The sequence below is a fragment of the Allobosea sp. P4_E12 genome (assembly GCF_056401655.1).
The window spans coordinates 90,516-116,177 of sequence record NZ_JBFUIY010000009.1 but is presented as its reverse complement, the minus strand read 5'-3'; the positions used below and the strand labels follow the sequence as shown (position 1 = coordinate 116,177).

At 64.0% G+C, this 25,662-nt stretch carries 24 protein-coding genes; 13 read left to right on the top strand and 11 right to left on the bottom strand.

The window, feature by feature from the left end; translation table 11 throughout:
- Positions 1 to 55: 55 nt before the first annotated feature.
- From ftsH to AC1DW9_RS13740, 9 genes are all read left to right on the top strand, one after another.
- A complete protein-coding gene (gene ftsH / locus AC1DW9_RS13780) occupies positions 56 to 1,981 on the top strand; it encodes an ATP-dependent zinc metalloprotease FtsH (RefSeq protein WP_113513338.1) in 1,926 nt (641 codons plus the stop codon).
- 23 nt (positions 1,982 to 2,004) lie between these two features.
- The gene (locus AC1DW9_RS13775) at positions 2,005 to 2,283 is read left to right on the top strand and encodes a hypothetical protein (protein ID WP_476770885.1); all 279 of its coding nucleotides are present in this window, start codon (positions 2,005 to 2,007) and stop codon (positions 2,281 to 2,283) included.
- The gene (gene glmM, locus AC1DW9_RS13770; protein WP_113513340.1) at positions 2,280 to 3,623 is read left to right on the top strand and encodes a phosphoglucosamine mutase; all 1,344 of its coding nucleotides are present in this window, start codon (positions 2,280 to 2,282) and stop codon (positions 3,621 to 3,623) included. Before AC1DW9_RS13775 ends, glmM begins: the two co-directional genes overlap by 4 nt.
- 220 nt (positions 3,624 to 3,843) lie before the next feature.
- A complete protein-coding gene (locus AC1DW9_RS13765; protein ID WP_476776075.1) occupies positions 3,844 to 4,713 on the top strand; it encodes an outer membrane protein in 870 nt (289 codons plus the stop codon).
- 235 nt (positions 4,714 to 4,948) lie between these two features.
- On the top strand, positions 4,949 to 6,061 hold the full coding sequence (locus AC1DW9_RS13760; RefSeq protein ID WP_441507009.1) for an S-(hydroxymethyl)glutathione dehydrogenase/class III alcohol dehydrogenase: 1,113 nt from the start codon (positions 4,949 to 4,951) through the stop codon (positions 6,059 to 6,061).
- 132 nt (positions 6,062 to 6,193) lie between these two features.
- Positions 6,194 to 7,030, top strand: a complete 837-nt coding sequence (gene fghA / locus AC1DW9_RS13755; protein WP_441488231.1) for an S-formylglutathione hydrolase — start codon at positions 6,194 to 6,196, stop codon at positions 7,028 to 7,030.
- Between the two features lie 90 nt (positions 7,031 to 7,120).
- On the top strand, positions 7,121 to 7,522 hold the full coding sequence (locus AC1DW9_RS13750; RefSeq protein WP_441488232.1) for a low affinity iron permease family protein: 402 nt from the start codon (positions 7,121 to 7,123) through the stop codon (positions 7,520 to 7,522).
- A 132-nt stretch (positions 7,523 to 7,654) separates the two neighbouring features.
- Positions 7,655 to 8,218: an isochorismatase family protein gene (locus AC1DW9_RS13745; protein WP_441488233.1), complete on the top strand. Its 564-nt coding sequence runs from the start codon at positions 7,655 to 7,657 to the stop codon at positions 8,216 to 8,218.
- The gene (locus AC1DW9_RS13740; protein WP_476776074.1) at positions 8,215 to 9,228 is read left to right on the top strand and encodes a GlxA family transcriptional regulator; all 1,014 of its coding nucleotides are present in this window, start codon (positions 8,215 to 8,217) and stop codon (positions 9,226 to 9,228) included. Before AC1DW9_RS13745 ends, AC1DW9_RS13740 begins: the two co-directional genes overlap by 4 nt.
- 8 nt (positions 9,229 to 9,236) lie before the next feature.
- On the opposite strand, the gene AC1DW9_RS13735 is transcribed toward AC1DW9_RS13740, so the two are convergent.
- Positions 9,237 to 10,004 (bottom strand): SDR family oxidoreductase, encoded by a 768-nt coding sequence (locus tag AC1DW9_RS13735; RefSeq protein ID WP_476776073.1) that lies wholly within the window; start codon positions 10,002 to 10,004, stop codon positions 9,237 to 9,239.
- A 138-nt stretch (positions 10,005 to 10,142) separates the two neighbouring features.
- Between AC1DW9_RS13735 and AC1DW9_RS13730 the strand changes: the two genes are divergently transcribed.
- The gene (locus tag AC1DW9_RS13730) at positions 10,143 to 11,180 is read left to right on the top strand and encodes an L-idonate 5-dehydrogenase (RefSeq protein ID WP_441507013.1); all 1,038 of its coding nucleotides are present in this window, start codon (positions 10,143 to 10,145) and stop codon (positions 11,178 to 11,180) included.
- Here AC1DW9_RS13730 and AC1DW9_RS13725 read toward each other — a convergent pair whose 3' ends face one another.
- Positions 11,181 to 12,950, bottom strand: coding sequence for a sensor domain-containing diguanylate cyclase (locus AC1DW9_RS13725; RefSeq protein WP_476855113.1), 1,770 nt, complete (start codon positions 12,948 to 12,950; stop codon positions 11,181 to 11,183).
- Positions 12,951 to 13,093: 143 nt separating this feature from the next.
- Entirely contained in the window at positions 13,094 to 14,767 is a 1,674-nt protein-coding gene (locus AC1DW9_RS13720; protein WP_476776071.1) for a formate--tetrahydrofolate ligase, read from the bottom strand.
- A gap of 180 nt (positions 14,768 to 14,947) precedes the next feature.
- On the opposite strand from AC1DW9_RS13720, the gene AC1DW9_RS13715 reads away from it, so the two are divergent.
- Entirely contained in the window at positions 14,948 to 15,547 is a 600-nt protein-coding gene (locus AC1DW9_RS13715) for a dioxygenase family protein (RefSeq protein WP_476776070.1), read from the top strand.
- A gap of 36 nt (positions 15,548 to 15,583) precedes the next feature.
- Here the strand turns inward: AC1DW9_RS13715 and AC1DW9_RS13710 are convergent, their stop codons facing one another.
- Together AC1DW9_RS13710 and AC1DW9_RS13705 are read right to left on the bottom strand one after the other, a co-directional pair.
- Positions 15,584 to 16,270 carry a glutathione S-transferase family protein gene (locus AC1DW9_RS13710; RefSeq protein ID WP_441488240.1) on the bottom strand — a complete coding sequence of 229 codons (687 nt, stop codon included), beginning with the start codon at positions 16,268 to 16,270 and terminating at the stop codon, positions 15,584 to 15,586.
- Between the two features lie 37 nt (positions 16,271 to 16,307).
- Positions 16,308 to 17,051 carry a haloacid dehalogenase type II gene (locus AC1DW9_RS13705; RefSeq protein ID WP_476776069.1) on the bottom strand — a complete coding sequence of 248 codons (744 nt, stop codon included), beginning with the start codon at positions 17,049 to 17,051 and terminating at the stop codon, positions 16,308 to 16,310.
- A 116-nt stretch (positions 17,052 to 17,167) separates the two neighbouring features.
- On the opposite strand from AC1DW9_RS13705, the gene gpmI reads away from it, so the two are divergent.
- On the top strand, positions 17,168 to 18,682 hold the full coding sequence (gene gpmI, locus AC1DW9_RS13700; RefSeq protein ID WP_476776068.1) for a 2,3-bisphosphoglycerate-independent phosphoglycerate mutase: 1,515 nt from the start codon (positions 17,168 to 17,170) through the stop codon (positions 18,680 to 18,682).
- A 14-nt stretch (positions 18,683 to 18,696) separates the two neighbouring features.
- Here the strand turns inward: gpmI and AC1DW9_RS13695 are convergent, their stop codons facing one another.
- From AC1DW9_RS13695 to AC1DW9_RS13680, 4 genes are all read right to left on the bottom strand, one after another.
- A complete protein-coding gene (locus AC1DW9_RS13695; protein WP_476776067.1) occupies positions 18,697 to 19,596 on the bottom strand; it encodes a hypothetical protein in 900 nt (299 codons plus the stop codon).
- Positions 19,597 to 19,770: 174 nt separating this feature from the next.
- Positions 19,771 to 20,337: an NUDIX hydrolase gene (locus tag AC1DW9_RS13690; RefSeq protein WP_476768929.1), complete on the bottom strand. Its 567-nt coding sequence runs from the start codon at positions 20,335 to 20,337 to the stop codon at positions 19,771 to 19,773.
- The gene (locus AC1DW9_RS13685; RefSeq protein WP_476776066.1) at positions 20,334 to 21,374 is read right to left on the bottom strand and encodes a DUF3616 domain-containing protein; all 1,041 of its coding nucleotides are present in this window, start codon (positions 21,372 to 21,374) and stop codon (positions 20,334 to 20,336) included. The genes AC1DW9_RS13690 and AC1DW9_RS13685 overlap by 4 nt, the downstream gene beginning before the upstream one ends.
- A gap of 557 nt (positions 21,375 to 21,931) precedes the next feature.
- On the bottom strand, positions 21,932 to 22,660 hold the full coding sequence (locus AC1DW9_RS13680; protein ID WP_441507021.1) for a glutathione S-transferase family protein: 729 nt from the start codon (positions 22,658 to 22,660) through the stop codon (positions 21,932 to 21,934).
- A 442-nt stretch (positions 22,661 to 23,102) separates the two neighbouring features.
- Between AC1DW9_RS13680 and AC1DW9_RS13675 the strand changes: the two genes are divergently transcribed.
- Positions 23,103 to 24,344 carry a carboxylate-amine ligase gene (locus AC1DW9_RS13675; protein WP_476776065.1) on the top strand — a complete coding sequence of 414 codons (1,242 nt, stop codon included), beginning with the start codon at positions 23,103 to 23,105 and terminating at the stop codon, positions 24,342 to 24,344.
- A 137-nt stretch (positions 24,345 to 24,481) separates the two neighbouring features.
- On the opposite strand, the gene AC1DW9_RS13670 is transcribed toward AC1DW9_RS13675, so the two are convergent.
- On the bottom strand, positions 24,482 to 25,255 hold the full coding sequence (locus tag AC1DW9_RS13670) for an SDR family NAD(P)-dependent oxidoreductase (protein ID WP_441488248.1): 774 nt from the start codon (positions 25,253 to 25,255) through the stop codon (positions 24,482 to 24,484).
- A gap of 13 nt (positions 25,256 to 25,268) precedes the next feature.
- Positions 25,269 to 25,652 (bottom strand): hypothetical protein, encoded by a 384-nt coding sequence (locus AC1DW9_RS13665; protein WP_476776064.1) that lies wholly within the window; start codon positions 25,650 to 25,652, stop codon positions 25,269 to 25,271.
- Positions 25,653 to 25,662 lie beyond the last annotated feature (10 nt).

Here is a 25,662-nt window from a genome sequence, read left to right as displayed (position 1 = left end):
CGCCTGAAACCCTTGGCCCTTTCCGGTTGGACCGGGCGGCCCGATCGGACAGAGAATGAATCCGAACTTCCGTAATTTTGCCCTCTGGGTGGTGATTTTCCTGCTGGTTCTGGCGCTCGTGACGCTGTTCCAGAGCCCGAGCCAACGCACCAGCACCAATGAAATCCCCTATAGCCAGCTCATCAACGAGAGCGAAGCCGGGCGGATTTCCAATGTCGTGGTCGCAGGCCAGGAGATTTCGGGCACGTTTTCGGACGGCCGCAGCTTCGTCACCTACGCTCCCTATGGCGACCCGGCTCTGCTGAAGACGCTGGCGCAGAAGGGGGTCCAGGTCTCGGCGCGTGCTCCGTCGGAGGGCACGCCCTGGTTCATGGCGCTGCTCGTCAATTCATTGCCCTTCGTCATCTTCATCGGCCTGTGGATCTTCATGTCCCGGCAGATGCAGAATGGTGCTGGTCGCGCCATGGGCTTCGGCAAGTCCAAGGCCAAGCTGCTGACCGAGGCGCATGGTCGCGTCACCTTCGAGGATGTCGCGGGCATCGACGAGGCCAAGGAGGATCTGCAGGAGATCGTCGAATTCCTGCGCGATCCCCAGAAGTTCCAGCGGCTCGGTGGGCGCATCCCGCGCGGCGTGCTGCTCGTCGGTCCTCCCGGCACCGGCAAGACGCTGACGGCGCGTGCCGTCGCCGGCGAAGCCAATGTGCCGTTCTTCACGATCTCGGGTTCTGATTTCGTCGAGATGTTCGTCGGCGTCGGCGCGAGCCGCGTGCGCGACATGTTCGAGCAGGCCAAGAAGAACGCGCCCTGCATCATCTTCATCGACGAAATCGATGCGGTCGGTCGTCACCGCGGCGCCGGTCTCGGCGGCGGCAATGACGAGCGCGAGCAGACCCTGAACCAGCTGCTCGTCGAGATGGACGGCTTCGAGGCGAATGAGGGTGTGATCATCATCGCCGCCACGAACCGCCCGGACGTGCTCGATCCGGCGCTGTTGCGCCCCGGTCGCTTCGATCGCCAGATCGTCGTGCCGAATCCCGACGTCGCCGGCCGCGAGAAGATCCTGCGCGTGCACGTCCGCAAGGTGCCGATGGCTCCCGATGTCGATCTCAAGATCCTGGCGCGCGGAACACCTGGCTTCTCGGGCGCCGATCTGATGAACCTCGTCAACGAGGCGGCGCTGCTGGCGGCTCGCCGCGGCAAGCGCATGGTCACCCATGCCGAGTTCGAGGATGCCAAGGACAAGGTCATGATGGGCGCCGAGCGCAAATCCATGGCGATGTCCGAGGAAGAGAAGAAGCTGACCGCCTATCATGAGGCCGGCCACGCCATCGTGGGCTTGTATGTCCCCGCCGGCATCCCGGTCCACAAGGCGACGATCATCCCGCGCGGTCGCGCGCTCGGCATGGTGAAGTTCCTGCCGGAGGGTGATCGCTATTCGATGAAGTTCAAGGAGTTCACCTCGCAGCTCGCGGTGGCCATGGGCGGTCGCGTTGCGGAGGAGATCACCTTCGGCAAGGAGAACATCACCTCGGGCGCCACCGGCGACATCCAGCAGGCGACCAAGATGGCCAAGGCCATGGTAACGCAGATGGGCTATTCCGATGAACTCGGCCTGGTCGCCTATGGCGACAACCAGGAAGAGGTTTTCTTGGGCATGTCGATGGGCCGGACCCAGAGCGTGTCGGAAGCGACCGCGCAGAAGATCGATAGCGAAGTGCGCAAGCTCGTCCACCAGGGCTATCTGGACGCCAAGAAGATCCTCAACGAACACCATGAGGAATTCGTCCACGTGGCCGAGGCGCTGCTCGAGTTCGAGACGCTGACCGGCGACGAGATCCGCGATCTGATCGCCGGCAAGCGCCCGACCCGCGATGCTGACGATACGCCGTCGGCGCCGCGCGGCTCGGCGGTGCCGAGTGCCGGCCGCGGCCGTAAGCGCGACGAGCCTGACGCTGGTCTGGAGCCGCAGCCGCTGGTCTGAACGGCCTCGGTCGGACCTGACACATGAAGGCGGCCATATTGGCCGCCTTTTTCTTTGCCTGCGATCAATGGTTAGGTGGGGCTGTTGCGTGTGACCGAGTTGGGGACGAGACCCGCGCGGTCGTTCCCGTCTTCGTTCCGGCGGCGTTGCCCATGATAAAATTCGTCATAAAACGTGACAAGGCGGAACGCATGTCCCGCTATAGAAGAACTCAACAGGGCCGGGAGCGGGCTGGTTGCAACCGCGCCCCGGTTGTCCGCGAAGCTCCCATCATGGCCGCCATCTGGATCGACTGGATATGACGCGCAAATATTTTGGAACCGACGGCATCCGCGGCCGCGCCAATGGCGTGATCACGCCCGATCTGGCGCTCAGGGTCGGCCAGGCAACCGGTATCGCGTTTCGGCGCGGCGAGTACCGCCACCGCGTGGTGATCGGCAAGGATACGCGGCTCTCGGGCTACATGATCGAGACGGCGCTGATCGCCGGCTTCACCTCGGTCGGCATGGATGTGCTGCAGCTCGGTCCGATGCCGACGCCGGCGGTCGCGATGCTGACGCGCTCGATGCGCGCGGATCTCGGCGTGATGATCTCGGCGTCGCACAATCCCTATGAGGATAACGGCATCAAGCTGTTCGGTCCCGACGGCTACAAGCTCAATGACGAGGTCGAGAGCGAGATCGCCGCCCTGATCGATTCCGATCTCGGAGCGCAGCTTTCGGAGGCTGCGATGCTTGGCCGTGCCAAGCGCATCGACAGCGCCCATGCGCGCTATATCGAATTCGCCAAACGCACCTTGCCGCGCAACATGAATCTCGACGGGCTGCGCATCGTCGTCGATTGCGCCAACGGCGCCGCCTACAAGGTTGCGCCCGAGGCGCTCTGGGAGCTCGGGGCCGAGGTCATCGCCATCGGGGTCGAGCCGGACGGCTTTAACATCAACAAGGATGTCGGTTCGACCAAGCCGGATGCCTTGGCTCAGAAGGTGCGCGAGCTGCGCGCCGATATCGGCATCGCCCTTGATGGCGACGCTGATCGCGTGCTGATCATCGACGAGCAGGGACATGCCGTCGATGGCGACCAGCTGATGGCCGTAATTGCGCGCAGCTGGCAGGAGGACGGTCGTCTCTCGGCGCCTGGCATCGTCGCGACCGTGATGTCGAATCTCGGGCTGGAGCGTTATCTCGCAGGACTCGGCCTGAGTCTTGAGCGCACCGCTGTGGGCGACCGTTATGTGCTCGAGCATATGCGGGCGAACGGCTTCAACCTTGGCGGCGAGCAATCCGGCCATATCATCCTCTCCGACTATGCGACGACCGGAGACGGGCTCGTGGCGGCGCTGCAGCTGCTCGCGGTGGTGAAGCGGATGGACAAGCCGGTCTCGGAAGTCTGCCACTGCTTCGAGCCGCTGCCGCAGATCCTCAAGAACGTGCGCTACAAGCAGGGCCAGCCCCTGACGGAGAAGCCGGTCGTCAACGCGATCGAGGCCGCCAGGCAAATGCTCGGGGATAGCGGGCGTCTCGTCATTCGTCCGTCAGGCACTGAGCCGGTGATCAGGGTGATGGCCGAAGGCGATGACCGCGACCTGGTGATGCGCGCTGTCGATGACATCGTCGATGCGGTGACCAAGGCCGCAGCCTGACGTAGCCGGCGGGCTGCGTTTTCGGTCAAGGATCATCCTGAAGCTAGGGCAGGTCCCTGTGCATTCCACCTTGAGAATGCACAGAGTTTGCTCGTTTGCACGAGATTTCGTGGTTAAGCGGTAAGGTTAAGCGTCGTTTAAGGAATTCGTGCCAGGGTCCTTCCCGTCGGTAACACGCGCGAGCTGAGTATCGCGTCGCGCAAACTCGAGGGACTCTGCCATGGGCAGCCTGAAAATTCTCGCGCTGGCGGGCGCCATGGCCTTCGGAGGCTCCGCAGTGGCCTCTGCTGCCGACCTCGCCCCTCTGCTGCCTCCACCGCCTGAGCCTGTTGCCCTGCGCGGGACGATTGGGTCCGGTTGGTATTTGCGCGGTGATGTAGGTGTCGGTTTGCAGACCGTCGGCAAGTACCAGCAGGACGACCTTGCGGCTGTCGGCGGCGTGCTTTTCAATAAAACCGATCAAACGGCCTTTTTCGGTGGCGTCGGCGTGGGCTACCGCTTCAACAATTGGTTCCGCATCGATGGTACATGGGAGTATCGCGGCGGAGGGGCGATTGGGGTCAATGATAAGCTCTTCAACTCCTTCGCCAATGGCACCCAGACAAATACCTACAAGGGCAACCTCTCCTCGATGGTGGCCCTGTTCAACGCCTATGTCGATCTCGGCACCTGGAACTGCCTGACGCCCTATATCGGCGCCGGTATCGGTTATGCGCAGAACCGCATCTCGGGGTTGACCGAACAGGGCATCGTGTTTGCCAATGAGCCTTTCGGTCCGGTTTCCCCGACGCTGGGCACCGCGAGCAACGGCACCCGTTCCGGCGTCGCCTGGGCGCTCATGGCGGGGCTCGGCTATGAGGTGAACAAGAACCTGACCCTTGAAGTTGGGTATCGCTACCTCAATCTGGGCGATGCCCAGTCTGGGCGCATTCAAAATGCATTCCTGACGGAATCCTATGGGCCGCTGAAGGCCAAGGACATCCAGAGCCACGACATCCGCATCGGCATGCGCTGGAATTTCGGCGATCCCGATTGCTGCGCGGCTCCGGCTCCGGTCGCCTACCAGGCGCCCGTCGTGCGCAAGTACTGACCAGCTGGCTTTCCAGTTTCGTAAGGAACGGCGCGGATCATCGATCCGCGCCGTTTGCATTTCGCAACTCCGCAAGACTGTGAGGCTCCAAGTCGGGCCGCGTTGACAAAGCCTCCATCCCTTCGCCCTATTTGTGCTTGGCCGAGGCGTTCGCAGTCGGGACACGCCTCCACTGACCAGGCTTCCAGCCCACGCGCCATCGCCGTTCGCGCTGGCCCTCTGCAAGGATATGATCATGAAGACACGCGCCGCCGTTGCCTGGGAGGCCGGAAAACCGCTGACCATCGAAACCATCGAGATCGGCGGCCCGAAGGCGGGCGAGGTCCTGGTCGAGGTGATGGCGACCGGCATCTGCCACACCGACGCCTACACGCTTTCCGGGCTCGATTCAGAGGGCAAGTTCCCGGCGATCCTCGGCCATGAGGGCGCCGGCATCGTGCGCGAGGTCGGCGCCGGGGTCACGACGCTGAAGCCAGGCGACCACGTCATTCCGCTCTACACGCCGGAATGCCGCAGCTGCAAAAGCTGCCTGTCGCGCCGCACCAATCTCTGCACCGCGATCCGCTCGACACAAGGCCAGGGCGTGATGCCGGACGGCACATCGCGCTTCTCCTGCGATGGCGGCGAGGTCTTCCACTATATGGGCTGCTCGACCTTCGCGAATTTCACGGTGCTGCCCGAGATCGCGCTGGCGAAGGTTCGTGAGGACGCGCCCTTCGACAAGATCTGCTATATCGGCTGCGGCGTGACGACGGGGATCGGCGCGGTGATCTACACCGCCAAGGTCTGGCCCGGCGCCAATGTCGTGGTCTTCGGGCTCGGCGGCATCGGCCTCAACGTCATCCAGGGTGCCCGCATGGTCGGTGCCGACAAGATCATCGGTGTCGACATCAATCCCGGCAAGCGCGCCATGGCCGAGAAATTCGGCATGACCGACTTCATCAATCCGGCCGAGATCGGCAACGACAAGGTGGTGCAGGCGATCGTCGATCTGACCGGCGGCGGCGCCGACTTTTCCTTCGACGCGACCGGCAATACCAACGTGATGCGCCAGGCGCTGGAATGCTGCCATCGCGGCTGGGGTGAATCGATCGTCATCGGGGTTGCCGAAGCCGGCAAGGAAATCGCGACCCGGCCGTTCCAGCTCGTCACCGGGCGGGTCTGGAAAGGCACAGCCTTCGGTGGCGCCCGTGGGCGCACCGATGTGCCGAAGATCGTCGACTGGTACATGGAGGGCAAGATCAACATCGATGATCTGATCACCCACAAGCTCAGCCTCGACGAGATCAATCACGGATTCGACCTGATGCATGAGGGCAAGTCGATTCGCTCGGTCGTCGTGTACTGAGCCGGCCGCTCTTCCGCCGCATCGACCTTCCATGGAAACCCGTCATCATCCCTGATCTCCGCTTCACCGCGGCAGGGATGATGATGTGGATCAGGCTTGGACTGCGCGTCGCGAACGACCGAAAGGGACATCATGGAACTCCTCTCGAACTCCAAGGCTTTCGGCGGCTCGCAGCGCGTTTTCCGACACGAGAGCGCGGTCTGCGCCTGTCCGATGACCTTCGCGATCTTCCTGCCGCCACAGATCGAAGATGGCCCGGTTCCGGTGCTCTGGTATCTGTCGGGGCTGACCTGTTCGCACCAGAACGTCATGGACAAGGGCGAGTACCGCGCTGCCGCGGCCGCGAACGGCATCGCGATCATATGCCCGGACACGTCGCCACGCGGCGACGGCGTGCCGGACGAGCCCGACAACTGGCAGTTCGGCTCCGGTGCGGGCTTCTATCTCGATGCGACCCAGGAGCCCTATGCCCGAAACTACCGGATGGAGAGCTATCTCCTCACAGAGCTGAGCGAGATCGTCGCTCACAACTTTCCCGTCGACATGAGCAGGCAGGGCATCTTTGGCCATTCCATGGGGGGGCACGGCGCGATCACCCTCGCGCTGAAAAATCCCGATCGCTTTCATTCGGTCTCAGCCTTCGCACCAATCACGCAGCCTTCGACGGCGGGTTGGTCGCGGCCGGCCTTTGAAAAATATCTCGGCTCCGATGAGGCGGGCTGGCGGCGTTACGATAGTACTGCGCTGATCGCGGACGGCCACCGGGTCAAGGACCTCCTGGTTGACCAGGGCACGGCCGACGGCTTCCTGCAGGAGGGGTTGCGGCCGTGGCTGCTCGAAGTGGCCTGCGTCAGCGCAGGTATTCCGCTCGAGCTCCACATGCGGGATGGCTACGACCATTCCTACAATTTCGTCTCCACTTTCATGGCGCAGCACATCTCCTGGCACGCCCAGCGCCTGACCCCCTGACGTGGATCGCAGCCGTTCCCAGGCGCCGGGAACGGACTGGCCCGCCCCGTGTTGATGAACGTAACCGTTCCGCATGCGGGGGAAGCAATCATGCCATCGAGCCGCTCTGCGATCGCGGAACGCTCCTTCTTCACGCGCCTTTCCCAGAGCACGGCCCATTTGGCCGGCAAGCCCCAGACCTTCTTCCTGGCGCTAGCGATCATCATCGTCTGGGCAGCGTCGGGGCCCTTCTTCGGCTTCAATGACACCTGGCAACTCGTGATCAACACCTCGACCACGATTGTCACCTTCCTGATGGTCTTCATCATCCAGAACAGCCAGAACCGCGACACCGCAGCGATGCAGATCAAGCTCGACGAGCTTATTCTTCGGCTTGAGGGGGCTCGGGAGGAGCTGCTCGACCTTGAGGAACTCGACGAGGAGAAGCTCGAGGCGATGCGCGCGGAGTTCGAGAGGCTGGCGAGGAAGGCGAGGGAGAAAAACGGTGACTAGCTCCGGCTTGCCGGGAGAGCGAGGCATCGTCTATCGTCATGGCGTGATTTGTCCGCCCTTCGTCTCGATCTGGTATTTCGCCAATTACTCAGAGCTTTAGCATAAGCCCATACCTCAAGTGGGAGATGCAAAATGTCCTCTGATACCGCCTTGCTCGTGATCGATGTCCAGGAATCCTTCCGGCAGCGTGCCTATTTTGAAGAGACCTATGTGTCGCCCTTCATCACGCGGCTTCAGGCGCTCGTCGACGGAGCCAAGGAAGCTGGCATCCCTGTCGTCCAGATTTTCCACGTCGACCCGACCGGTCCCTTCGCCGAGAGTTCCGGCTACGTGAAGACCCTCGCGCCGCTCACGCTCGAACCAGATGCCGTCTTTCGCAAGGGGCGGCACAGCGCGCTCGTTGGCAGTGGGCTTGATGTCTGGCTGACCGAGAATGGCATTCGCCGCGTGATCGTCTCCGGCATCCGCACCGAGCAGTGCTGCGAGACCACGACGCGCCACGCGTCGGACCTCGGCTATGAGGTCGATTATGTCGGCGAGGCGACCCTGACCTTCCCGATGACCGATGCCGCCGGCCGTCAGTGGAGCGCAGCCGAAATACGGGCGCGGACGGAGCTTGTTCTGGCCGATCGCTTTGCGCGCATCGCCACCGTCGAGGACGCTCTCACTCAGCGCAGCAAGAAGCTGGCAGCATGACGCGCGAGCAGCAGCCCGTCGAGGTGCCGGTCTATGTGCTCGTACCACCGCGCGTGCTGCTGCTCGATGTCGCCGGACCGATCGAGGTGCTGCGCCGGGCCAATCTGGAACAGGACGCCTTGCGCTTCACCGTGACCTATGCCGGGCCGCTGCCTGATGTCTGGAGTTCGATCGGCCTTGGCATGACAGCCATCGGTCCCTTACCAGCCTCCCTGCCAGACGGCTCGCTGCTTGTCCTGCCCGGCAGTGCCGATGCGCCTCTTGGCCATCAGGGCTCGAGCCGGGAGGAGGATGCGGTCCAGGAGGGGCAGATCGTCGAGTGGCTGCGGCGGGCGGTTCGTCCGGGCATCCGCTTCATCTCGATCTGCTCCGGAGCCCTGCTCGCGGGCCGCGCCGGGCTTCTCGACGGGTATGATTGCACCACGCATTATGACTGCCTCAGCGAACTCGCCGAGGCTGCGCCGGCGGCCCGAATCCTTGAGAACCGGCTCTATGTCGAGGATGGCGAGCGCCTGACCAGTGCCGGGATTACAGCCGGTATCGATCTGATGCTGCATGTCGTGGCGGGGATGGCGGGGCATGCCTGCGCGCTTGCAGTTGCACGCTATCTCGTCGTCTATCTCAGGCGTGCCGGCGCCGATCCGCAGCTTTCGCCCTGGCTCGAAGGCCGCAACCACATCCACCCTTCCGTGCACCGGGCACAGGATGCGGTGGCGGCCGACCCGGTGCGCGACTGGTCGGTGAGTACGCTTGCCGATGCCGCCGCAACGAGCCCGCGCAATCTCTCGCGCCTGTTCAACGAACATGCGGGCATGAGCGTCACCGAATATGTCAATCGGATGCGGGTTGCCGTTGCGCGAGAGTTGCTGACCGGTTCCCGCCTCGACATCGAGGCGGTCGCTGAACGCGCCGGCTTTGCTTCACCTCGGCAATTGCGGCGGGCCTGGGGGCGCTTCCATAGTCTGCCGCCGAGCCGGATGCGGCAGAGCGAGGCTAATGCTGCGGGCTGAACCGGAGGTCAGACCACCGATGTCAGGCCGCCATCGACCATCAGCAGATGGCCGTTGACATAGTCGGATGCTGCCGATGAGAGGAAGATCGCGGCGCCGACCAGTTCCTTAGTCTCGCCCCAGCGCCCGGCGGGCGTCCGGCTCTTGACCCAGCCTGAGAAAGTTTCGTCGGCGATCAGCGCCTTGTTGAGCTCGGTGACGATGTAGCCGGGGCCGATCGCGTTGGTCTGGATGTTATGTTTGCCGAGCTCGGCGGCGAGACCGCGTGTCATCATCTTCACGGCGCCTTTGGTGGCGGTGTAGGGCACGATGGTGGGCCGGCCGAGCTCACTCATCACCGAGCCGATATTGACGATCTTGCCCCGGCCGCGCGGCACCATCCGCTTCGTCACGGCCTGCGTGACATAGAAGACCGAATGGAGATTGGTATTGATCAGGTAATGCCAGTCCTCGGCGGGGAACTCGGTGAAGGGCGCCCGCTTCTGCGTGCCGGCATTGTTGATCAGGATGTCGATCGGCCCGACCTCGGCCTCGATCGTGGCAATGGCCGCCTCGACGGCCTGCTGCTCGGTGACGTCGAAGGCAGAGATCGAGACCTTGCGGCCGGAATTGGCGATCGCGGCGCGTGCGGTCTCGAGCTTGCCCTTGTCGCGGCCGTTGAGCACGACATGTGCCCCAGCTTCGCTCAGACCTTCGGCCATGGCGAGGCCGATGCCCTGGCCCGAACCGGTGATGAGTGCGATCTTGCCTTCAAGGCTGAACAGCGAAAGCGACATGGCGTATCCTCGATGGCGCAGGTATGGCCGAAGAAATTCGATTTGCGCGGGCCCGCATAGCTTGGGTAAGCATCTTTCAATCGATTAGACAATTGCAGATCGGCCGAATCCGGCAAGGCCTTCCCTGGGAGAACCGCCATGCGCGCAGTCGTCATCCACGCCGCGAAGGACCTGCGGGTCGAGGAAAGGCCCGTGCCGGAACTCGGACCGCTGGATGTGCGTGTGCGGATCGAGGCGGGCGGGATCTGCGGCTCGGACCTGCACTACTACCAGCATGGTGGCTTCGGTACGATCCGCGTGCGCGAGCCGATGATCCTCGGCCACGAGATCGCAGGGACGGTCGAGGCGGTCGGCGGCGAGGTCTCGCGGGTCAGGTCGGGGGACCGTGTCGCCGTCAATCCGAGCCGGGCTTGCGGGCGTTGCCGCTACTGCCAGGCAGGCCAGCAGCAACACTGCACCGACATGCTGTTCTATGGCAGCGCCATGCGCTTCCCCCATGTCCAGGGCGGGTTTCGCGATGTGCTCGTCGTCGAGGAGCGGCAGGCGGTGAAGCTGCCTGCGCATGTGCCGGCGGCGCAGGCCGCCTTCGCCGAGCCGCTTTCGGTTTGCCTCCATGCCGCCAAGCGCGCTGGCCCCCTCCTCGGCAAGCGGGTCCTGGTGACCGGCTCCGGGCCGATCGGCGTGCTCACCGTGGTCGCTGCCAGGGCGGCGGGAGCCTCCGAGATCGTCGCGACCGACGTTGTCGACGGTCCGCTGCCGACGGCATTGAAGATGGGCGCGACGGGCGCGATCAACGTCATGGTGGAGCCGGAGCGGCTCAAGGCGGAGTACGGCGCGGAGAAGGGAACCTTCGACGTGATGTTCGAGGCCTCGGGTAACCAGCATGCGCTGACGGGTGCGTTCGACGTGGTGCGGCCCGGCGGGGTCATTGTGCAGATCGGCGTCGGCGGCAATTTCACCCTGCCGATGAACGTGCTGGTCGCCAAGGAGTTCGATCTGCGGGGCTCATTCCGCTTCCATGAGGAGTTCGACTGGGCCGTGGCGATGATCGGCTCGGGCAGCGTCGATCTCTCTCCGCTGCTGACGGCGTCGATCCCGGTCGAGCGGGCCGTCGAGGCCTTCGAGCTGGCTGGCGACAAGTCGCGGGCGATGAAGGTGCAGCTCGCCTTCGCCTGATCAGCCGAGCCGCAGCGTCGGATGGCCCGTCTGGCCGTGCAGCGCGGGGTCGTAGACGACGAAGGTGTCGCGGCCGCCATGCTTGGCGGCATAGAGCGCGGCATCGGCATGGGCGGCCGCGCTCGACAGGGTTTCCAGCGGGCCGACGATGCAGGCGCCGATGCTCACGGTCGCGGTGATCGCCTGCGCCCCATTAAGCTCGATCGGGGCTGCCCTGATCTCGCTGACGATCTTGGCGGCAATCGCCGAAAGCGAGGCGAGCGAACTGTCGGCGATCAGCAGGATGAACTCGTCGCCGCCCCAGCGGGCGCAAATATCATAGTTGCGCAGCACGGCGGACATGCGGTGTACGACCTCGATGATCACCCGGTCACCGGCCTGGTGGCCATAGGTATCGTTGATCGTCTTGAAGTCATCGAGATCGACCAGGGCGAGCGCCGTCGGGCGCCCGGTGCGAAGGGCCCGGTTCTGCTCCTGGGCAAAGGCCCCTTCAAAGCCACGTCGATTCAGCACCGAGGTAAGCGGGTCGTGATGGGCGAGATGCTCGAGCGTCTCGGTGCGCTCCCGTACCATTGCCTCGAGTCGGTCGGTATTGTCGCTAACCGCGCGTGCCATCTCCTCGAGGGCGCGCGACAGGCGGCCGATCTCATCATGGCCGGCGTCAGTGTCGGAAGCTGTGAACGAGCCGGCGCGGACGCGCATCACGGAGGCTTCCATCCGCGCCAGCCTGTCGAGAACGCTGCGTTTGAACAGCAAGGTCATCAGTGTGGCGGCAGTCATCAGGATGGTGGCCAGCAGCAATGCGATCGGAAGAAACAGCCTTCGATCGATGATCTGGTCGACATCCATCAGGCTGATGTTGAACCAGCCCAGGCGGTCGAGATAGCCCACTCCGACGAGCGTTTCGCGGCCGCTGACGGTCATGAAGCGTGAGCGGACGGGGGCTTCACCCCGCGCGACCTCAGCCATCATGCCGGTCAGCGCCGCACGGTCGGCTTCTTCGTCGACAAGGGCAAAGATCGTCTTCTTGGCCTTGAGGTCCTTTGTCAGACTATGAAAGTCGACAAGGCGCGGATCGCGATGCGCCTGCACCGCGCCGTTGCGGTCGACGAAGATGCTCTGCACGCCGACCTGCGGGATATCGACGACTTCGCGAATGAACTGGCTGAGATCGACGCCGGTCCCGATGATGCCGAGCTGCTTGTCACCCTTGCTGATGATGCAGTTGATCCAGACCTTGGTGACTTTGAGATTGTCGTCGTGGTCGACATTGAGGTGGCAGCCGGAGCCGAGCGCCGCCGTCTTGTAGTACCAGCCGTCGCGCGGGTTCTCGCGTGAGAGGGTGTAGCGCCTGCGGGCGGTCTCGTAAGTGTTCTGCTTGTCGTTGAAGTAGTAGTTTCCGGAGCCGTCGAGCACGACGAAATAGCTGCGATCCTTGAACGAGAGCCGGTAATGCTCAAGTTCAGCGAGCCCGCGCTCGGATTTCTCGGGATCGTTCTCATCTGCCGCCCAGGCAAGAATGGCTGGGGAGCGCGCCACCGTTTCGGCCAGCGAGACCTCCCGCATCAGGGATTCCAGCCCGCGATAGCGATCGAACAGGATCTGCTTCTCGGCGAAGAGCGTGCCGAGTTTCTCGACCGTCGCGTTGACGATCCAGAGAAGAGCTGCGGTCGAGGGGATGGCGACCGCAAGCAGGGCGGCCAGGGTCAAGACGAGAACCCGGCCCCTCAACCCCGAGGTGAAGGCCGGCCGCGCGATATTCGCCCTCATCCCGAGCAGTGCCCCGACAGCGTCCGCCGAACCTAACTGGATGTCGTGATTCGACGCGTTTGATTCGGCCTGTTTCTGTCACGATGCTTGCACGGGTGAAGCTAGAAATCACCCGTGCCAGTGTCCAATCCAGCCGCAAAAGCTTAGAAGAGGCCTTCGATCTGTCCTTCCGCATCGATATGGATGCGTTCTGCGGCGGGCTCCCGGGGCAGACCGGGCATGGTCATGATGTCCCCGCAGATCGCGACGACGAATCCGGCCCCGGCCGAGAGGCGAAGTTCACGGACCGGAACGATGTGGCCCGAGGGAGCGCCGCGCAACGTGGGATCGGCCGAGAAGGAGTATTGGGTCTTGGCCACGCAGACGGGAAGGTGTCCATGCCCGGCAGCTTCGAGTTCCGCGAAGCGCGCGCCCACCTTGGCGTCGTGGGAGATGCCAGCCGCGCCATAGATCTCTTCGGCAATGGTCTGCAGCTTGTCGCGCAACGGCATGGCATCTGGATAGAGCGGCGCGAAATCCGCCTCGTCATCGTCGGCCAGTGCGGCGACCTTGCGCGCCAGCTCCTCTGCGCCCGCGCCGCCTTCGGCCCAGTGCCGGCAGATCACGGCTTCGACGCCAAGATGGTTGCGGCAATAATGGCGGATCAGCTCATGCTCGGCATGGGTGTCGCTGTCGAAATTGTTGATCGCGACGATCGGCGGAACGCCGAATTTCCGGATGTTGACGACATGGCGCGTCAGATTGGAGAGCCCGGCTTCGAGCGCCTTCAGGTTCTCCTGGCCGAGCGCATCCTTGGCTGCGCCGCCATGCATCTTCAGCGCGCGGACGGTCGCGACCACGACAGCCGCGGCCGGCTTGAGGCCGGCCTTGCGGCATTTGATGTCGAAGAACTTTTCCGCGCCGAGATCGGCTCCGAAGCCGGCTTCGGTCACGACATAATCGGCGAGCTTCAGTGCGGCGCGCGTGGCGATCACCGTGTTGCAGCCATGGGCGATATTGGCGAAGGGGCCGCCATGGACGAAGGCGGGCGTTCCTTCCAGGCTCTGCACGAGATTCGGCATGAGCGCATCCTTGAGGAGGACGCTCATCGCGCCGGTCGCCTTCAGCTCGGCGGCAGTGATCGCGCGCTTGTCGCGGCTGCGGCCGACCACGATGCGGCCGAGCCGGTCCTCGAGATCGGCATGGTCGCGAGCGAGGCAGAAGATCGCCATGACTTCCGAGGCGACAGTGATGTCGAAGCCGTCCTCGCGTGGATAGCCGTTGCCATTGCCGCCCAGCGACGACACGATCTGCCGCAAGGCGCGATCATTCATGTCCATGACGCGGCGCAGCGCAACATTGCGGGCATCGAAGTCGAGCGCATTGCCCCAATAGATATGATTGTCGACCAGCGCAGCGAGCAGGTTGTGGGCGCTGGTGATGGCGTGGAAGTCGCCGGTGAAATGCAGATTGATCTGTTCCATCGGCACGACCTGCGCATAGCCGCCGCCGGCGGCCCCGCCCTTCATGCCAAAGCAGGGACCGAGCGACGGTTCGCGCAGCGCGATCATGGTACGCTTGCCGAGGCGAGACAGGCCGTCGCCGAGGCCAACCGTCGTGGTGGTCTTGCCCTCGCCGGCGGGCGTCGGGCTGATCGCCGTGACGAGGATCAGCTTTCCATTTGGACGCTGCTCGAAATCCGGGATCGCGGCGCCATCGATCTTTGCGATGTACTTGCCGTAGGGATGAAGGGCCTCTTCGGGAATCCCGACCCTTTCGGCGATGCTGGCGATGGGCGTGAGTTCGGTTGCGCGGGCAATTTCGATATCGGTCGGCATACGGTTTCCTTCGCCGCGTCGCGACCCAGACCGGAGCACGCGGAATCGGCGGTCACAGTGCCGTGAAACGGGCCATTCTGCCACTGCTTTCCCGGAACGCTGCGTCCATATTTTGGCACGGCTCCGGTCTTCACCCCAAGGGGAGGGGCACCAAACTGGGATCCGGGATGGGAGTGCGCGATGCCGCAAATTGGGTTCAACCGCCGTGATCTCGTCGCTTCCGCGCTCGCTGCGGCCGGGCTCGCGGCGCTGTCTCGTCCCGAACCTGCCCGGGCCCAAGGAGCGGAACTTCCGATGACGCCTGCCTGTGAGGGTAGGGCGGCGGTTACCAGGCGCCAGACCGAGGGGCCGTATTTCACGGCGTCCTCCCCGCTCAAGCGGGATCTGCGCGGAGATGGGCCAGGCGAGATGCTGGTGCTGTCCGGTTTCGTGCTGACGCCGCAATGCCGCCCGGTCGGCGGAGCCCTGGTCGATCTCTGGCATGCCAATGCGAGCGGCGACTATGACAATGCGGGCTTTCTCTTCCGAGGCCACCAGTTCACCGACGCGCAGGGCCGGTACCAGTTCATCACCCGCATGCCCGGCCTCTATCCCGGCCGGACACGACATTTTCATGTGAAGGTTCGGGCGGGACAGGGGCCGGTCCTGACGACCCAGCTCTATTTCCCGAGCGAGCCCGGCAATGCGCGCGACGGTATCTTCGATCGCGCGCTGCTGATGGATATCCGCGCTGCCGAAGGTGGGCGTCTCGGCCGGTTCGATTTCGTGATCGCGGCCTGAGCGAACCGGCGTGAGCCGGCCCGCTCGGGCTTTGGCTCACGCGACGAGATGGGCGTTCTGCGGGAACAGGAACTTGCGCGCTTCCTCGTCGAATTCCGTCTTGAAGGCGAACTGATCCTTCAATGCCACCGCGCGCTGAGCGGCGGGGCGAGCGGAAATCTCATCGAGATGGCGCTTGACGTTGGTCAGCTTGCCGAAGGCCTCTTCACCGAGCGCGAAGGCCGCGCGCGTCGACCAGCCCCAGACCGACATGTCGATCAGCGTGTAGCTGTCTCCCAGCATGTAACGATGCTTGCCGAGCTGGTCGTTGATGATGCCCCAATGTCGTTCGGCCTCGCGCGAGTAGCGGTTGATTGCGTAGGGGATCTTCTCAGGCGCAAAACGGGTGAAATGCACGGCCTGTCCACAATAGGGGCCGATGCCGGTGGCGACGAACATCAACCAGGAGAGCATCTGGCCTCGTGCCGCCGGTGTGCTCTCGGGGAGGAACTTGCCGGTCTTCTCCGCGAGATAAAGCAGGATCGCGTTGCTATCGAAGATCGTGACGTCGCCATCAGTCAGGGCTGGCGTCTTGGCATTGGGATTGATCGCCAGGAACTCGGGCTTGAACTGGTCGCCACGCCGGGTATCGACCGGCACCATCTCGTAGGGCAGCCCGGCTTCCTCAAGGAAGAGCGCGATCTTCGCGGGGTTCGGCGACGGATGATAGTAGAACTTGATCATCGATTGGGTCTCCTGGCGCAGGGTGATCGAGCGGGTCTTACCGCTGTTTCGTCGCGTAAGCTGCAAGATCCGTCAGCCTGGCGATAGTAAGGTCGGCGCCCGCCCCGAGCCGTTCCGGTTGCATGCGCAGAGCCTTGAACAGTGCCGTGGGGCCGATCCCGCCGGGGGCCGCCAGCTCGGCGCGCAAGGCCGATGCGGGAATGCGCTCGATGCGCGCGACGGTGAAGCCGTAGGCTTTGGCGCCGGCGATATCGAAACCGTTGGAGGAAACGAAGAGGATCTCCTCGCGAGCAAGGCCCAGTCGCTTCTCTACCAGCTCATAGCCGCGGGGGTCCGGCTTGTAGACGCCGATCTCGTCGACGCTGATCACGGTTTCCAGCAACTTGTCGATTCCGGCCTGGGCGACGAGGCGCTTCAACATGGCCGGGCTGCCATTCGAGAAAATGGCGAGGCGGAAGCCCGCAAGCTCCTCGAGTGCCTGCCTTGCCTCCGGGTAGAGCGCGAGCGCGTCATAGGCTGCCGCAATTCTGGCGATCAGATCGGGCGTCGCCACCAGCCCGAGTGTCGCCAACGTGAAGTCGAGCGAGTCGCGCGTGACCGTCCAGAAATCCTCATAGCGGCCCATCAGCGCCCTGAGCCAGGTGTACTCGAGCTGCTTCAGCCGCCAGATCTGGGTGATCGTTTCGCCATGGCCGGGAAACGCCTCGTCAGTGACGCCGGCAACGGATTGGACGTCGAACAAGGTGCCATAGGCGTCGAAAACGAGGGCTTTGAGCGCCATGGGCGGTTCCCTTGCCGCGGGATCGGGGATCGGTGCTTCTTCTTAGCACTCGCGTTGGCGGCGCGGTGCGTGATATCCGCACAAGCAGTTTTTCCTTGATGCCCACAGGTTGCCGCATGTCGAACCGCCCCGTGATGCTGATGGTCCTCGATGGCTGGGGCTGGCGCGAGGATGAAACCAGTAATGCGGTGAAGCTGGCGAACACGCCGAATTTCGATCGCTATTGGGCCAGTGCGCCGCGCGCTTTCCTGAAGACTTCGGGGCTCGATGTCGGCTTGCCGGAAGGCCAGATGGGTAATTCCGAGGTCGGCCATCTCAATCTCGGCGCCGGGCGCGTCGTCATGCAGGACCTGCCGCGGATCAACCAGGCGATCCAGGACAAGTCGATCGCGCAGGCGCTGGACGCGACCGGGCTTGTCGCGAAACTCAGGGATACAGGGGGCACCTGCCACCTGCTAGGCCTCGTCTCGCCCGGGGGGGTGCACGCCCATCAGGATCACGCCGTGGCGCTGGCCCGGATTCTGACCGGGCAGGGTATCCCGGTCTGCATCCATGTCTTCACGGATGGACGAGACACCCCACCGCAATCGGCGGCAGAGTATGTACGCGATTTCGCCGCGGCCCTGCCGAAGGAGGCTGTGATCGGCAGCCTGTCGGGCCGTTATTTCGCGATGGATCGCGACAATCGCTGGGAGCGCGTCGAGCAGGCCTGGCGCGCCATGGTGCTGGGCGAGGGCAAGGCCTTCGCGACGGCCGGGGAGGCGGTCGCCGGCGCCTATGCGGAGGGCGTCAATGACGAGTTCATCGTTCCAACCGTGATCGCTGGATATGCCGGCATGCGGGACGGCGACGGGTTGCTCAGCTTCAATTTTCGCTCGGACCGGATTCGCGAGATTCTGGCCGCGGTACTCGACCCGGATTTCACGGGCTTTACTCGGGCTCGCGTGCCGAAGCTTTCCAGGGCGGTCAGCATGACCTCCTACAGCGCCGAACTCGACAAGATCATGCCGGCGCTGTTTCCGCCGCAGACGCTCTCGAACGGTCTCGGAGAGACCGTCGCCAAGGCAGGGCGGATGCAGGTCCGCATGGCAGAGACCGAGAAATATCCGCATGTGACCTATTTCTTCAATGGTGGCGAAGAGCGCCTCTATCCCGGCGAGGACCGGGTGATGGTGCCGTCTCCCAAGGTCGCGACCTACGATCTGCAGCCCGAAATGTCGGCGCCGGAGCTGACGGACCGCGCCGTCGCGGCGATCACTTCGGGGCGATATGATCTCGTCGTGCTGAACTTTGCCAATCCCGACATGGTTGGGCATACCGGAGTGCTTTCGGCGGCGATCAAGGCGGTCGAAACCGTCGATGCGGGCCTGGGCCGGATTGCCAAGGCAATCGAGCAGATGGGGGGTGCCCTGCTCGTCACGGCCGATCACGGCAACAGCGAGCTGATGGTCGATCCGGTGACCGGCAAGCCGCATACCGCCCACACGACGTTTCCGGTGCCCGTGATGCTGATCGGTGGCGATGCGAAGGCGTTGGCCGATGGCAGGCTCGCTGATGTCGCGCCGACGCTGCTGGCATTGATGGGGCTAAAACAGCCGGACGAGATGACCGGCCGCTCGCTGCTGCGCTGACCAATGCAGGCTGATCAGAAGCTGTAGGCGGCTTTCACCTTGACGGGATGCTGGCTGAAATTGGTGAGGTCCAGATTACGGGGTTCACCCTTGGCCTTGCCGGCGACCTGCATGTTGTAGGCGGCCGAGAGCGCGAGCTGTTTCGTCGCCTGCCAGTAGATGCCGGGGCCGGCGAATGTGGCGTAGCCCGCTTCGTTGCCGAAGCCGAGATCGTTGTAGCGCCGCAGATGGCGGACCTCGCCGCTGACATGGAGGCCGTCGACGACCTGCCAGGCCAGTGATCCTGAGGCCGTAAAGGTCGAGGAGCGCCCATAGGGGTCGGGGCCGGTCCAGGTCATGTCCTGGGAGAGATTGAGCGCGGCATAGAGCTTGCCTGGCACCAGCGCCGTGTCGGCGAAGAGACGGATGCCGGTATTGAAAGTGGTGAAGCGGCCGGCGCCGTCGGGATCAGTGCGATTGACGCTCGGATCGAGCACCACCGTCAGGCCGATGCCGTGCAAGTCACGGCCGAGCAGGCGGTATTTCATCTCGACGCCGGCACCATTATTGCTTGAATTAGCACTGATCCCCCCGGCCGAAGCATTGGTGTAGCCACCGAGCAGATAGGGGCCGATCTCGAAGCAGGAGAAGAGCCCATAGGAGCCCTGGAGCTGCGCGCCGTGGGCGTTCGACCGGCCACTGCGCGCGCCGAAGGCGCCGCCATAGGTCAGGCTCGGCCCGAACGAACCGAGCTCCGCCACGTCCGAACCGGTTGTGAAGCCGAAAGCGTCGGTCGGGATGCCTTCGCTCTCGGCGCAGGCTGAGAGCGTCGGCTGGGCGGCAGGCACGCTCTTGCGGGTAGGCAGGTCGGTTGCCAAGGCGTTGGCGGAAAGAGCGCTCAGGGCAAGGGCAGCGGCGGCAATCTTCGGCAGCATCGGTCAGTCCTCGGGTATCGATGCCCCAAGATCGATCAGGTGCAAATGATTTGCAAGAGCGTTAACTGGCCGCCAGAATCGTTGCGGGGAGAATCCTCGCGAAATTGGTCGGGAATGGCGAGACCGCGCCGGCTTCCCAAAATATAATAAAGTTACATCTTTGCAGCGACACTGCTATCGCACCGCAACCGAAGCGAGGCGGGCCGCAACGAGCGGCGCAATGCCGGCGAGTTCGGCGGCAGGCTTCCAGGCTGCGGCGTGAACTTCCTCGAGCTGCGCGACGAGCGGCACCGCGGGATCGGCGACGAAGAGATATTGCAGATCGTGATGGATATGGTCCGGCTCTCCGCGCGAGGGTTTTCCGGGGACGTCATGGCTGTCGATGACGAAGGGCAGATCGTCGCCGCGATGCCAGGGATGCAGGGCAAGCCTGCTGACGCCGGTCTCTTCGATGGCCTCGCGCGCAGCGGAAAGGTTGAATGCTTCGGCCTCTTCGTAATGGCCGCCAGGCTGCAGCCAGCGACCGATGACGACATGGTCGATCAGCAGTACCTGGGCGTGATCCGGCGACAGGACGATCGCACTGGTCGTGACATGGCCCGGAAAGGTGTCGCGCTCGTCGAGCGCATGGCCTGCGGCAATCTGCCAGCGCAACAGCGACAGATGCTCACGCCGCGAGGCGACCTCGGCGCGATAGCGCGTCACTACGCCCTCAAGGCGAGACCGGAAGGAAATAGTCATGGCAGTTGCAGCTCGTATTCCTGGAATCGACCATTCTTGATGCCGTCATAACCGATCAGGAAGCGCAGGCGACCAGGCCTTTCCTCGAGAATGGTCACGACCTCCGCCTTGGCATCCTTGGGCGGTGCAAGTGTGCCGAGATCCCTCGGTGACTGGGGCGCGGCAGGGTCAAGCAGCAGCAGGCCATAGGGAACGTCCTGTTCCTGCGCAGGGCCGACCAGGACCAGCAGGCGTCCGTCCCGCAGTGCAGCAAGGTCGCGCACGCCGCGATTCGGGCCAGCCGGGAAAGCGATCACAGTCGGAGTGCCCTGGGCGGGTTCATTGCCGGGCGCGAAGAGCTCGTCCGGATTTGTTTCTAGCAGGAAGGCGCGACCGTTCTGCGACGGCGCCCGCAGCCCGATCCAGAGCCTGTCATGAGCGGTCGCTATGCCTTCGATGTTTAGGCCGTTGCCATCCGTCAGGGGCTTGCCGAAAGAGGGCGCAACCTCGCCGGCACGACGCAACAGATCACTCAGGCGGTAGGTCAGTTCAACCTGGCCGATGGGGGTGCCGGCCGTATCGACCTTGACCCGCGCGAGCTGGAACGACGAGAGGCGAAACTCGCTGCTGCTGCGCGAGCAGCCATGCGAACCGGCGATGTAGAAATAGGGCGCGGCGTAGGCGACCGCCTCGCCGTCGAACTCGCCATAACCGCCGATCGTCGGACAAGGAGACGCGGGGATCGCGCCGAGCGCGGTCGGGGAGGGGCTGTCCCCGATCAGCTCGACCACGCCGGCAGGCTTGATGCGCCCCTTGGTCAGGATAGCGAACTGGGCCGAGCGGTTCTCGTCATTCGCCAGGAGGCAGCGCCGCTCCTCGCCATTCGCCGGCAGGCAGGCCAGGCCGCTGACATCCTTGGCTGCCTTGTCGGGCTTCTTGCCAGCAAAATCCTCGGTCGCTTCGACATTGCGGACGGGCTTCAGCGTCTTGGCTGACGCCGGTAGCGCGAGCAGCAGCGCTGTGGCGAGAGCAGTCGACGTCAAGGCAAGGCGAGGCATGGCAGGGTTTCCGGTTGCCGCGGGATTGAGCGCGTCGCGCCCGGTGCTGTCAAAGCATTAGTCCGCATCATGCACATTCGGGGCCGGTCAGGCTCGCCCTTGTGTGCGATTGACGTGCTTCTCGCACTCTCACCGCGCTGGTCGCGGCAGACAGCCGGAATCCAGTCGAGCCCTGCCCCGGCGACGGAGGGCGGAGCCCTTGCCGTTCGGAATGCGAGGACTATCTAGCGCGGGTTCACCGAGACCCTTTCTATGCTGCCCCTCGATTTCCGTGTTCCCGGCGTCTTGAATTCAAAAGAGATGCTTATCGCAGAGGCCATCCACGCCCGAGCATGGGAAACTGTAAGAAGCGACCCAGATCTTGCCGGAGATGAGGCCGAAGCTGCGAAGGCGAGGCTTGGAGGGATCGTGGCTCGTTTGATGTCAGATCCTTCCAGATCGGTCGGCGACCTCGCCGCTGCAGCAGTCCGGGCCTTCAACGAAAGCCCCCGCACGCCCTGAGCGGAGAGGGGGATTGCGCGCCACCACCCATGGCGCGCAGTCAGTTCTCATGCGTCTCAGGCCGCGAGTACGCCGTCTGCGTTGCGCAGGACATCGGCGAGCGGAACGAGACCCTTCATCGCGCCACTGCCTGCCGCCTGTTTGCCGTCCTCGATGGCTACCGCGAAGCGAAACGCGGGATCGGCTTCGATGCGCTTGCGCAGCGCCAGGATGCGGGGATAGTCGCGTGGGTCGACGGCCTTGTGGAAGTCCACCCAGCGCGCAACGCCGGCAAACACCGCATCGGCCAGCGTCGGTCTGTCGCCGAGCAGGTAGTCGCTGGCGCCGATCATCGCCTCGAGTTGTTCATGGCGCTCGGCGACAAAGCTGCGGCCGAACTTGCGCAGCGTTTCGCGATACTCCTCCGGTACACCTTCCGCTTCCAGCGCCACCCACATCGGGACGAACGCACCGGTGAAGCCGGTATTGAGGAAGGCGACGTATTGATGCAGCCGGTCGGCCTCCGGCGTGCCGGGTTCGAAGCTGATGCGGCGGTCAAGGTCGCGCGCCTCCAGCCACAGGGCGATCGCCATCGTCTCGGTGAGGACACGGCCTTCGCCGGTGATCAGCACGGGCGTCTCCACGCGGCCGTTCAGGCGCTTGTAGGCGTCGGTGCGCATTTCTCCCAGCATATCCACCCTGGTGAGGCGATAGGGCTGGCCGAGCCATTCGAAGGCGGTCACCAGCCCTGCGGAACTGCCGAGCGGAAAGCCGGAGGTGAGGATCGGTTCAGATATCGGGTTCATGTCGTTTCTCCAACGTCGATGCGCTGGATATGCGGATGTGGACGCCCGACCTGTAGATTGGCAATGGTGGACTCAGCGTCTACTCTCATAGACTTTGAGCGAGCGGCTCGCCTGCGCTGGGTTCATCGTCTGGAGAGCTGGCCTTCAAGGACCGCAGGGGCGCCGGCGTCTCGTTGTTGCGATCGCGTTCGCCAGTTCCTTCGTGCGAGCGGCAGCAGCCGTTCTCGAAATCCCGGCTCGTCCTTTGATCTCCCGTGGACGGAATGCCACTGCCTGATCCTGCGCCTCTTTCTGCTTCAGCGAAAGCAATTGCTGGTGATTGCCAGCCTAGGGTCTCCGGGAGTCGCTCCCAGGAAGGCCCTCCCATGCTGTCTGCCACACTCGATCCCGTTCAAGCCCCGCGCACATGTCAGATGACGCCTCGCTCTTCGGCGTCCCTGGGATGAGGCCGCTCAATGCGTTCGAAGGGTTCGGAATCGAGATTGAATACGCGATCGTCGGAACCGCCGATCTGGAATGCCGCTCCATTGCAGATATCGTCCTGGCGCATGCCGCCGGCACGGGCGCCGTAGCTATGGAGCGAGGCTTGATCGGCTGGTCCAACGAGTTCGTGCTTCATGTCCTGGAAGCGAAGAATCTCGCTCCGGCGGCCAGATTGGAAGACCTCGCCCAGCCCCTGCAACGCGAGGTCATCGCATTGAACAAGACCCTTCTGGGCCACGGAGCGCGCCTGATGCCGACGGCAATGCATCCGTGGCTGGATCCCCGATATGATGCTCAGCCGTGGCCGATTGATCCCCACGGAATCTACCGCACCTATCAGCGCATCTTCGAAACCAGATCGCATGGGTGGACCAATCTGCAGAGCGTCCATCTCAATCTCCCCTTTGCCGACGACGATCAATTTGCGCGGCTCCACGAAGCGATCCGTCGCGTCCTGCCGATCATTCCAGCATTGGCTGCAAGCTCGCCCATTGCCGACGGCCAGCGCACCGCCTACCGCGATTTCCGCATGAGGGCCTACGGAGCCAATGCGAAGGCCTATCCCCTGATCAACGGCCTGATCATTCCCGACACCGTCTCCAGTCAACGCGCGTACGAAGACACGATTCTCGAGCCGATCTATGCCGTCATGGCGTCTGCAGATCCCGGCGGAATCCTCAGGCACCCCTGGCTCAATGCCAGGGGCTGCATCCCCCGCTTCGACCGAAACACAATCGAAATTCGGGTCATCGATACCCAGGAGTGCCCCGAAGCCGATCTCGCAGTTGCCGCCGCTGTCGTTGGAGCAGTTCATCGCCTCTACGGCGATCTCCAGCGCCTCAGCGGCGACATGGCCACCGAGGAGCTGGCCCGGATATTCGACAGCTGCGTGATATCCGCCGAGGACGCCATGATCGATGATGAGGCCTATCTCAGGCTGTTCGACTATTCCGGTCAGTCCTGTCGCGCCGGCGATCTCTGGCGGCACATTCTGGAGAACATGGATGACAGCTCGGGCATTGATCCAGCGCGCTGGACACCAATCTGGGCAACCATCCTGAAGCATGGCAGCCTTGCCCGCCGGATCGAGGATGCAGTGGGTGCCAGCCGCCCGTCACGTGAGCGATTGGCCGCGGTCTATCGCGATCTCTGCGACTGTCTCCAGCAAGGCACCATGTTCGCGCCCGACAGGGACAGCTGAGACGCATACAGGCGACCGAAGCGCCCCGACGGGCTCAATGCGAGTCCTTGTCCAAGGGCCTTCTTGGGCGGGGCAGGGGGGCGAGGCGATCGCTTGCCAGCCCAACTGGCCTGGTTCGCCGGCTTTGGCGCCGGTGATCAGTGCATCAGCCGTCCGCCGGCGATGTCGAGGGTTGCGCCGGTCAACCAGCCCGAACTCTCCGAAGCGAGGAACAGCGTGGCCGCCGCCACGTCTGCCGGCGAGCCGAGCCGCCGGACCGGATGAGCGAGGACCACCTGCGCCCTGACGGCGGGAGGCATGTGTGTTGCGGTCCGGTCGGTCAATACGGCCGATGGTGAAATGCAGTTCACGCGCACGCTGGATGGCCCGAGGTCGTGTGCGGCTTGCTGTGTGAGCATGATGACGCCGGCCTTGGCGACCCCATAGCCGAGCGGCGCCTGCGAAGGCGCGCGGCCGGCTGTCGAGGCCATGGTGATGACGGCGCCGCCGCGGCCCTGCTTGAGGCTTGGCAGGAAGGTTTTGAGCGTCAAGAACGTGGCGGTCAGATTGTGATCAAGGCTGGAGTGCCAGTCCGCCTCAGTCACATCCTCCAGCGCAACGGGCCTGCTGGTCCCACCTCCGGCGAAGGCGGCGAGAATGTCGAGCTTGCCGCGCCGTGCAACGAACGCGGCACGCGCGGTCTCCAACTCGTCGTGCCGGGTGCAGTCGATCCGGACGGCGGCATGCCCGTCGGAGATCGCCTCCAGGGAGCGCAGCACGGTGTCGAGCCGGGGTTGGTCGCGGCCGGCAACCGTCACGGAAACCCCGTTATGCGCCAGCCAACGCGCGGTTTCGGCGCCGATCCCGCCGGAGCCGCCGGTGACCAGCGCCGTTTTGCCGGCGAGGTCGGGGAAAGTCGGGATGTGCGACACGGTCGACGGTTCCTCAGACATAGCGTGCGACCGTCATGCAGATCACGGTTACGAGCAGCAGCGCGGCCGAGATCCGGTAGAGGAGACCCAGCCAGGGCGCAGCTTGGCCGGTCCTGCGCAAGCCGCGCAGCACCCCGACAGCCTGGATCACCAAAGCCGCCACCGCCGTGCCGGCGCCGAGCGCAAGCAGCATTTCTGCGTTTCCGACGTTCCCGGCATGGATGAAACTCCACAGGAGCGCGCCAGAGATCATCGCGACGACGGCGGCACCGAACTGCGGGCGGAAGAGGCGGGCGACGTCGTTTGCACCAGTACGGGCCAGCACGAATGTCGTGCCGGCCCAGAACACCGATGAGAGAACGTGCATGGCGATGATACTGATCAGGAAGGGCTCCATAGGCTAGGCT

Excerpts from the sequence above, each read along its gene's own strand:
- AC1DW9_RS13720 (WP_476776071.1), bottom strand. The coding sequence starts at position 14,767 with ATGCCGACCGATATCGAAATTGCCCGCGCAACCGAACTCACGCCCATC.
- AC1DW9_RS13710 (WP_441488240.1), bottom strand. The coding sequence starts at position 16,270 with ATGATCAAGTTCTACTATCATCCGTCGCCGAACCCCGCGAAGATCGCG.
- AC1DW9_RS13735 (WP_476776073.1), bottom strand. The coding sequence starts at position 10,004 with ATGTCGCTTTCGCTGTTCAGCCTTGAAGGCAAGATCGCACTCATCACC.
- AC1DW9_RS13730 (WP_441507013.1), top strand. The coding sequence starts at position 10,143 with ATGCGCGCAGTCGTCATCCACGCCGCGAAGGACCTGCGGGTCGAGGAA.
- AC1DW9_RS13685 (WP_476776066.1), bottom strand. The coding sequence starts at position 21,374 with ATGCCTCGCCTTGCCTTGACGTCGACTGCTCTCGCCACAGCGCTGCTG.
- AC1DW9_RS13680 (WP_441507021.1), bottom strand. The coding sequence starts at position 22,660 with ATGAACCCGATATCTGAACCGATCCTCACCTCCGGCTTTCCGCTCGGC.
- AC1DW9_RS13775 (WP_476770885.1), top strand. The coding sequence starts at position 2,005 with ATGAAGGCGGCCATATTGGCCGCCTTTTTCTTTGCCTGCGATCAATGG.
- AC1DW9_RS13695 (WP_476776067.1), bottom strand. The coding sequence starts at position 19,596 with ATGCTGCCGAAGATTGCCGCCGCTGCCCTTGCCCTGAGCGCTCTTTCC.
- AC1DW9_RS13715 (WP_476776070.1), top strand. The coding sequence starts at position 14,948 with ATGCCGCAAATTGGGTTCAACCGCCGTGATCTCGTCGCTTCCGCGCTC.
- AC1DW9_RS13690 (WP_476768929.1), bottom strand. The coding sequence starts at position 20,337 with ATGACTATTTCCTTCCGGTCTCGCCTTGAGGGCGTAGTGACGCGCTAT.
- AC1DW9_RS13665 (WP_476776064.1), bottom strand. The coding sequence starts at position 25,652 with ATGGAGCCCTTCCTGATCAGTATCATCGCCATGCACGTTCTCTCATCG.
- AC1DW9_RS13675 (WP_476776065.1), top strand. The coding sequence starts at position 23,103 with ATGAGGCCGCTCAATGCGTTCGAAGGGTTCGGAATCGAGATTGAATAC.
- AC1DW9_RS13740 (WP_476776074.1), top strand. The coding sequence starts at position 8,215 with ATGACGCGCGAGCAGCAGCCCGTCGAGGTGCCGGTCTATGTGCTCGTA.
- AC1DW9_RS13745 (WP_441488233.1), top strand. The coding sequence starts at position 7,655 with ATGTCCTCTGATACCGCCTTGCTCGTGATCGATGTCCAGGAATCCTTC.
- glmM (WP_113513340.1), top strand. The coding sequence starts at position 2,280 with ATGACGCGCAAATATTTTGGAACCGACGGCATCCGCGGCCGCGCCAAT.
- AC1DW9_RS13765 (WP_476776075.1), top strand. The coding sequence starts at position 3,844 with ATGGGCAGCCTGAAAATTCTCGCGCTGGCGGGCGCCATGGCCTTCGGA.
- AC1DW9_RS13760 (WP_441507009.1), top strand. The coding sequence starts at position 4,949 with ATGAAGACACGCGCCGCCGTTGCCTGGGAGGCCGGAAAACCGCTGACC.
- gpmI (WP_476776068.1), top strand. The coding sequence starts at position 17,168 with ATGTCGAACCGCCCCGTGATGCTGATGGTCCTCGATGGCTGGGGCTGG.
- AC1DW9_RS13705 (WP_476776069.1), bottom strand. The coding sequence starts at position 17,051 with ATGGCGCTCAAAGCCCTCGTTTTCGACGCCTATGGCACCTTGTTCGAC.
- fghA (WP_441488231.1), top strand. The coding sequence starts at position 6,194 with ATGGAACTCCTCTCGAACTCCAAGGCTTTCGGCGGCTCGCAGCGCGTT.
- ftsH (WP_113513338.1), top strand. The coding sequence starts at position 56 with ATGAATCCGAACTTCCGTAATTTTGCCCTCTGGGTGGTGATTTTCCTG.
- AC1DW9_RS13725 (WP_476855113.1), bottom strand. The coding sequence starts at position 12,950 with ATGAGGGCGAATATCGCGCGGCCGGCCTTCACCTCGGGGTTGAGGGGC.
- AC1DW9_RS13750 (WP_441488232.1), top strand. The coding sequence starts at position 7,121 with ATGCCATCGAGCCGCTCTGCGATCGCGGAACGCTCCTTCTTCACGCGC.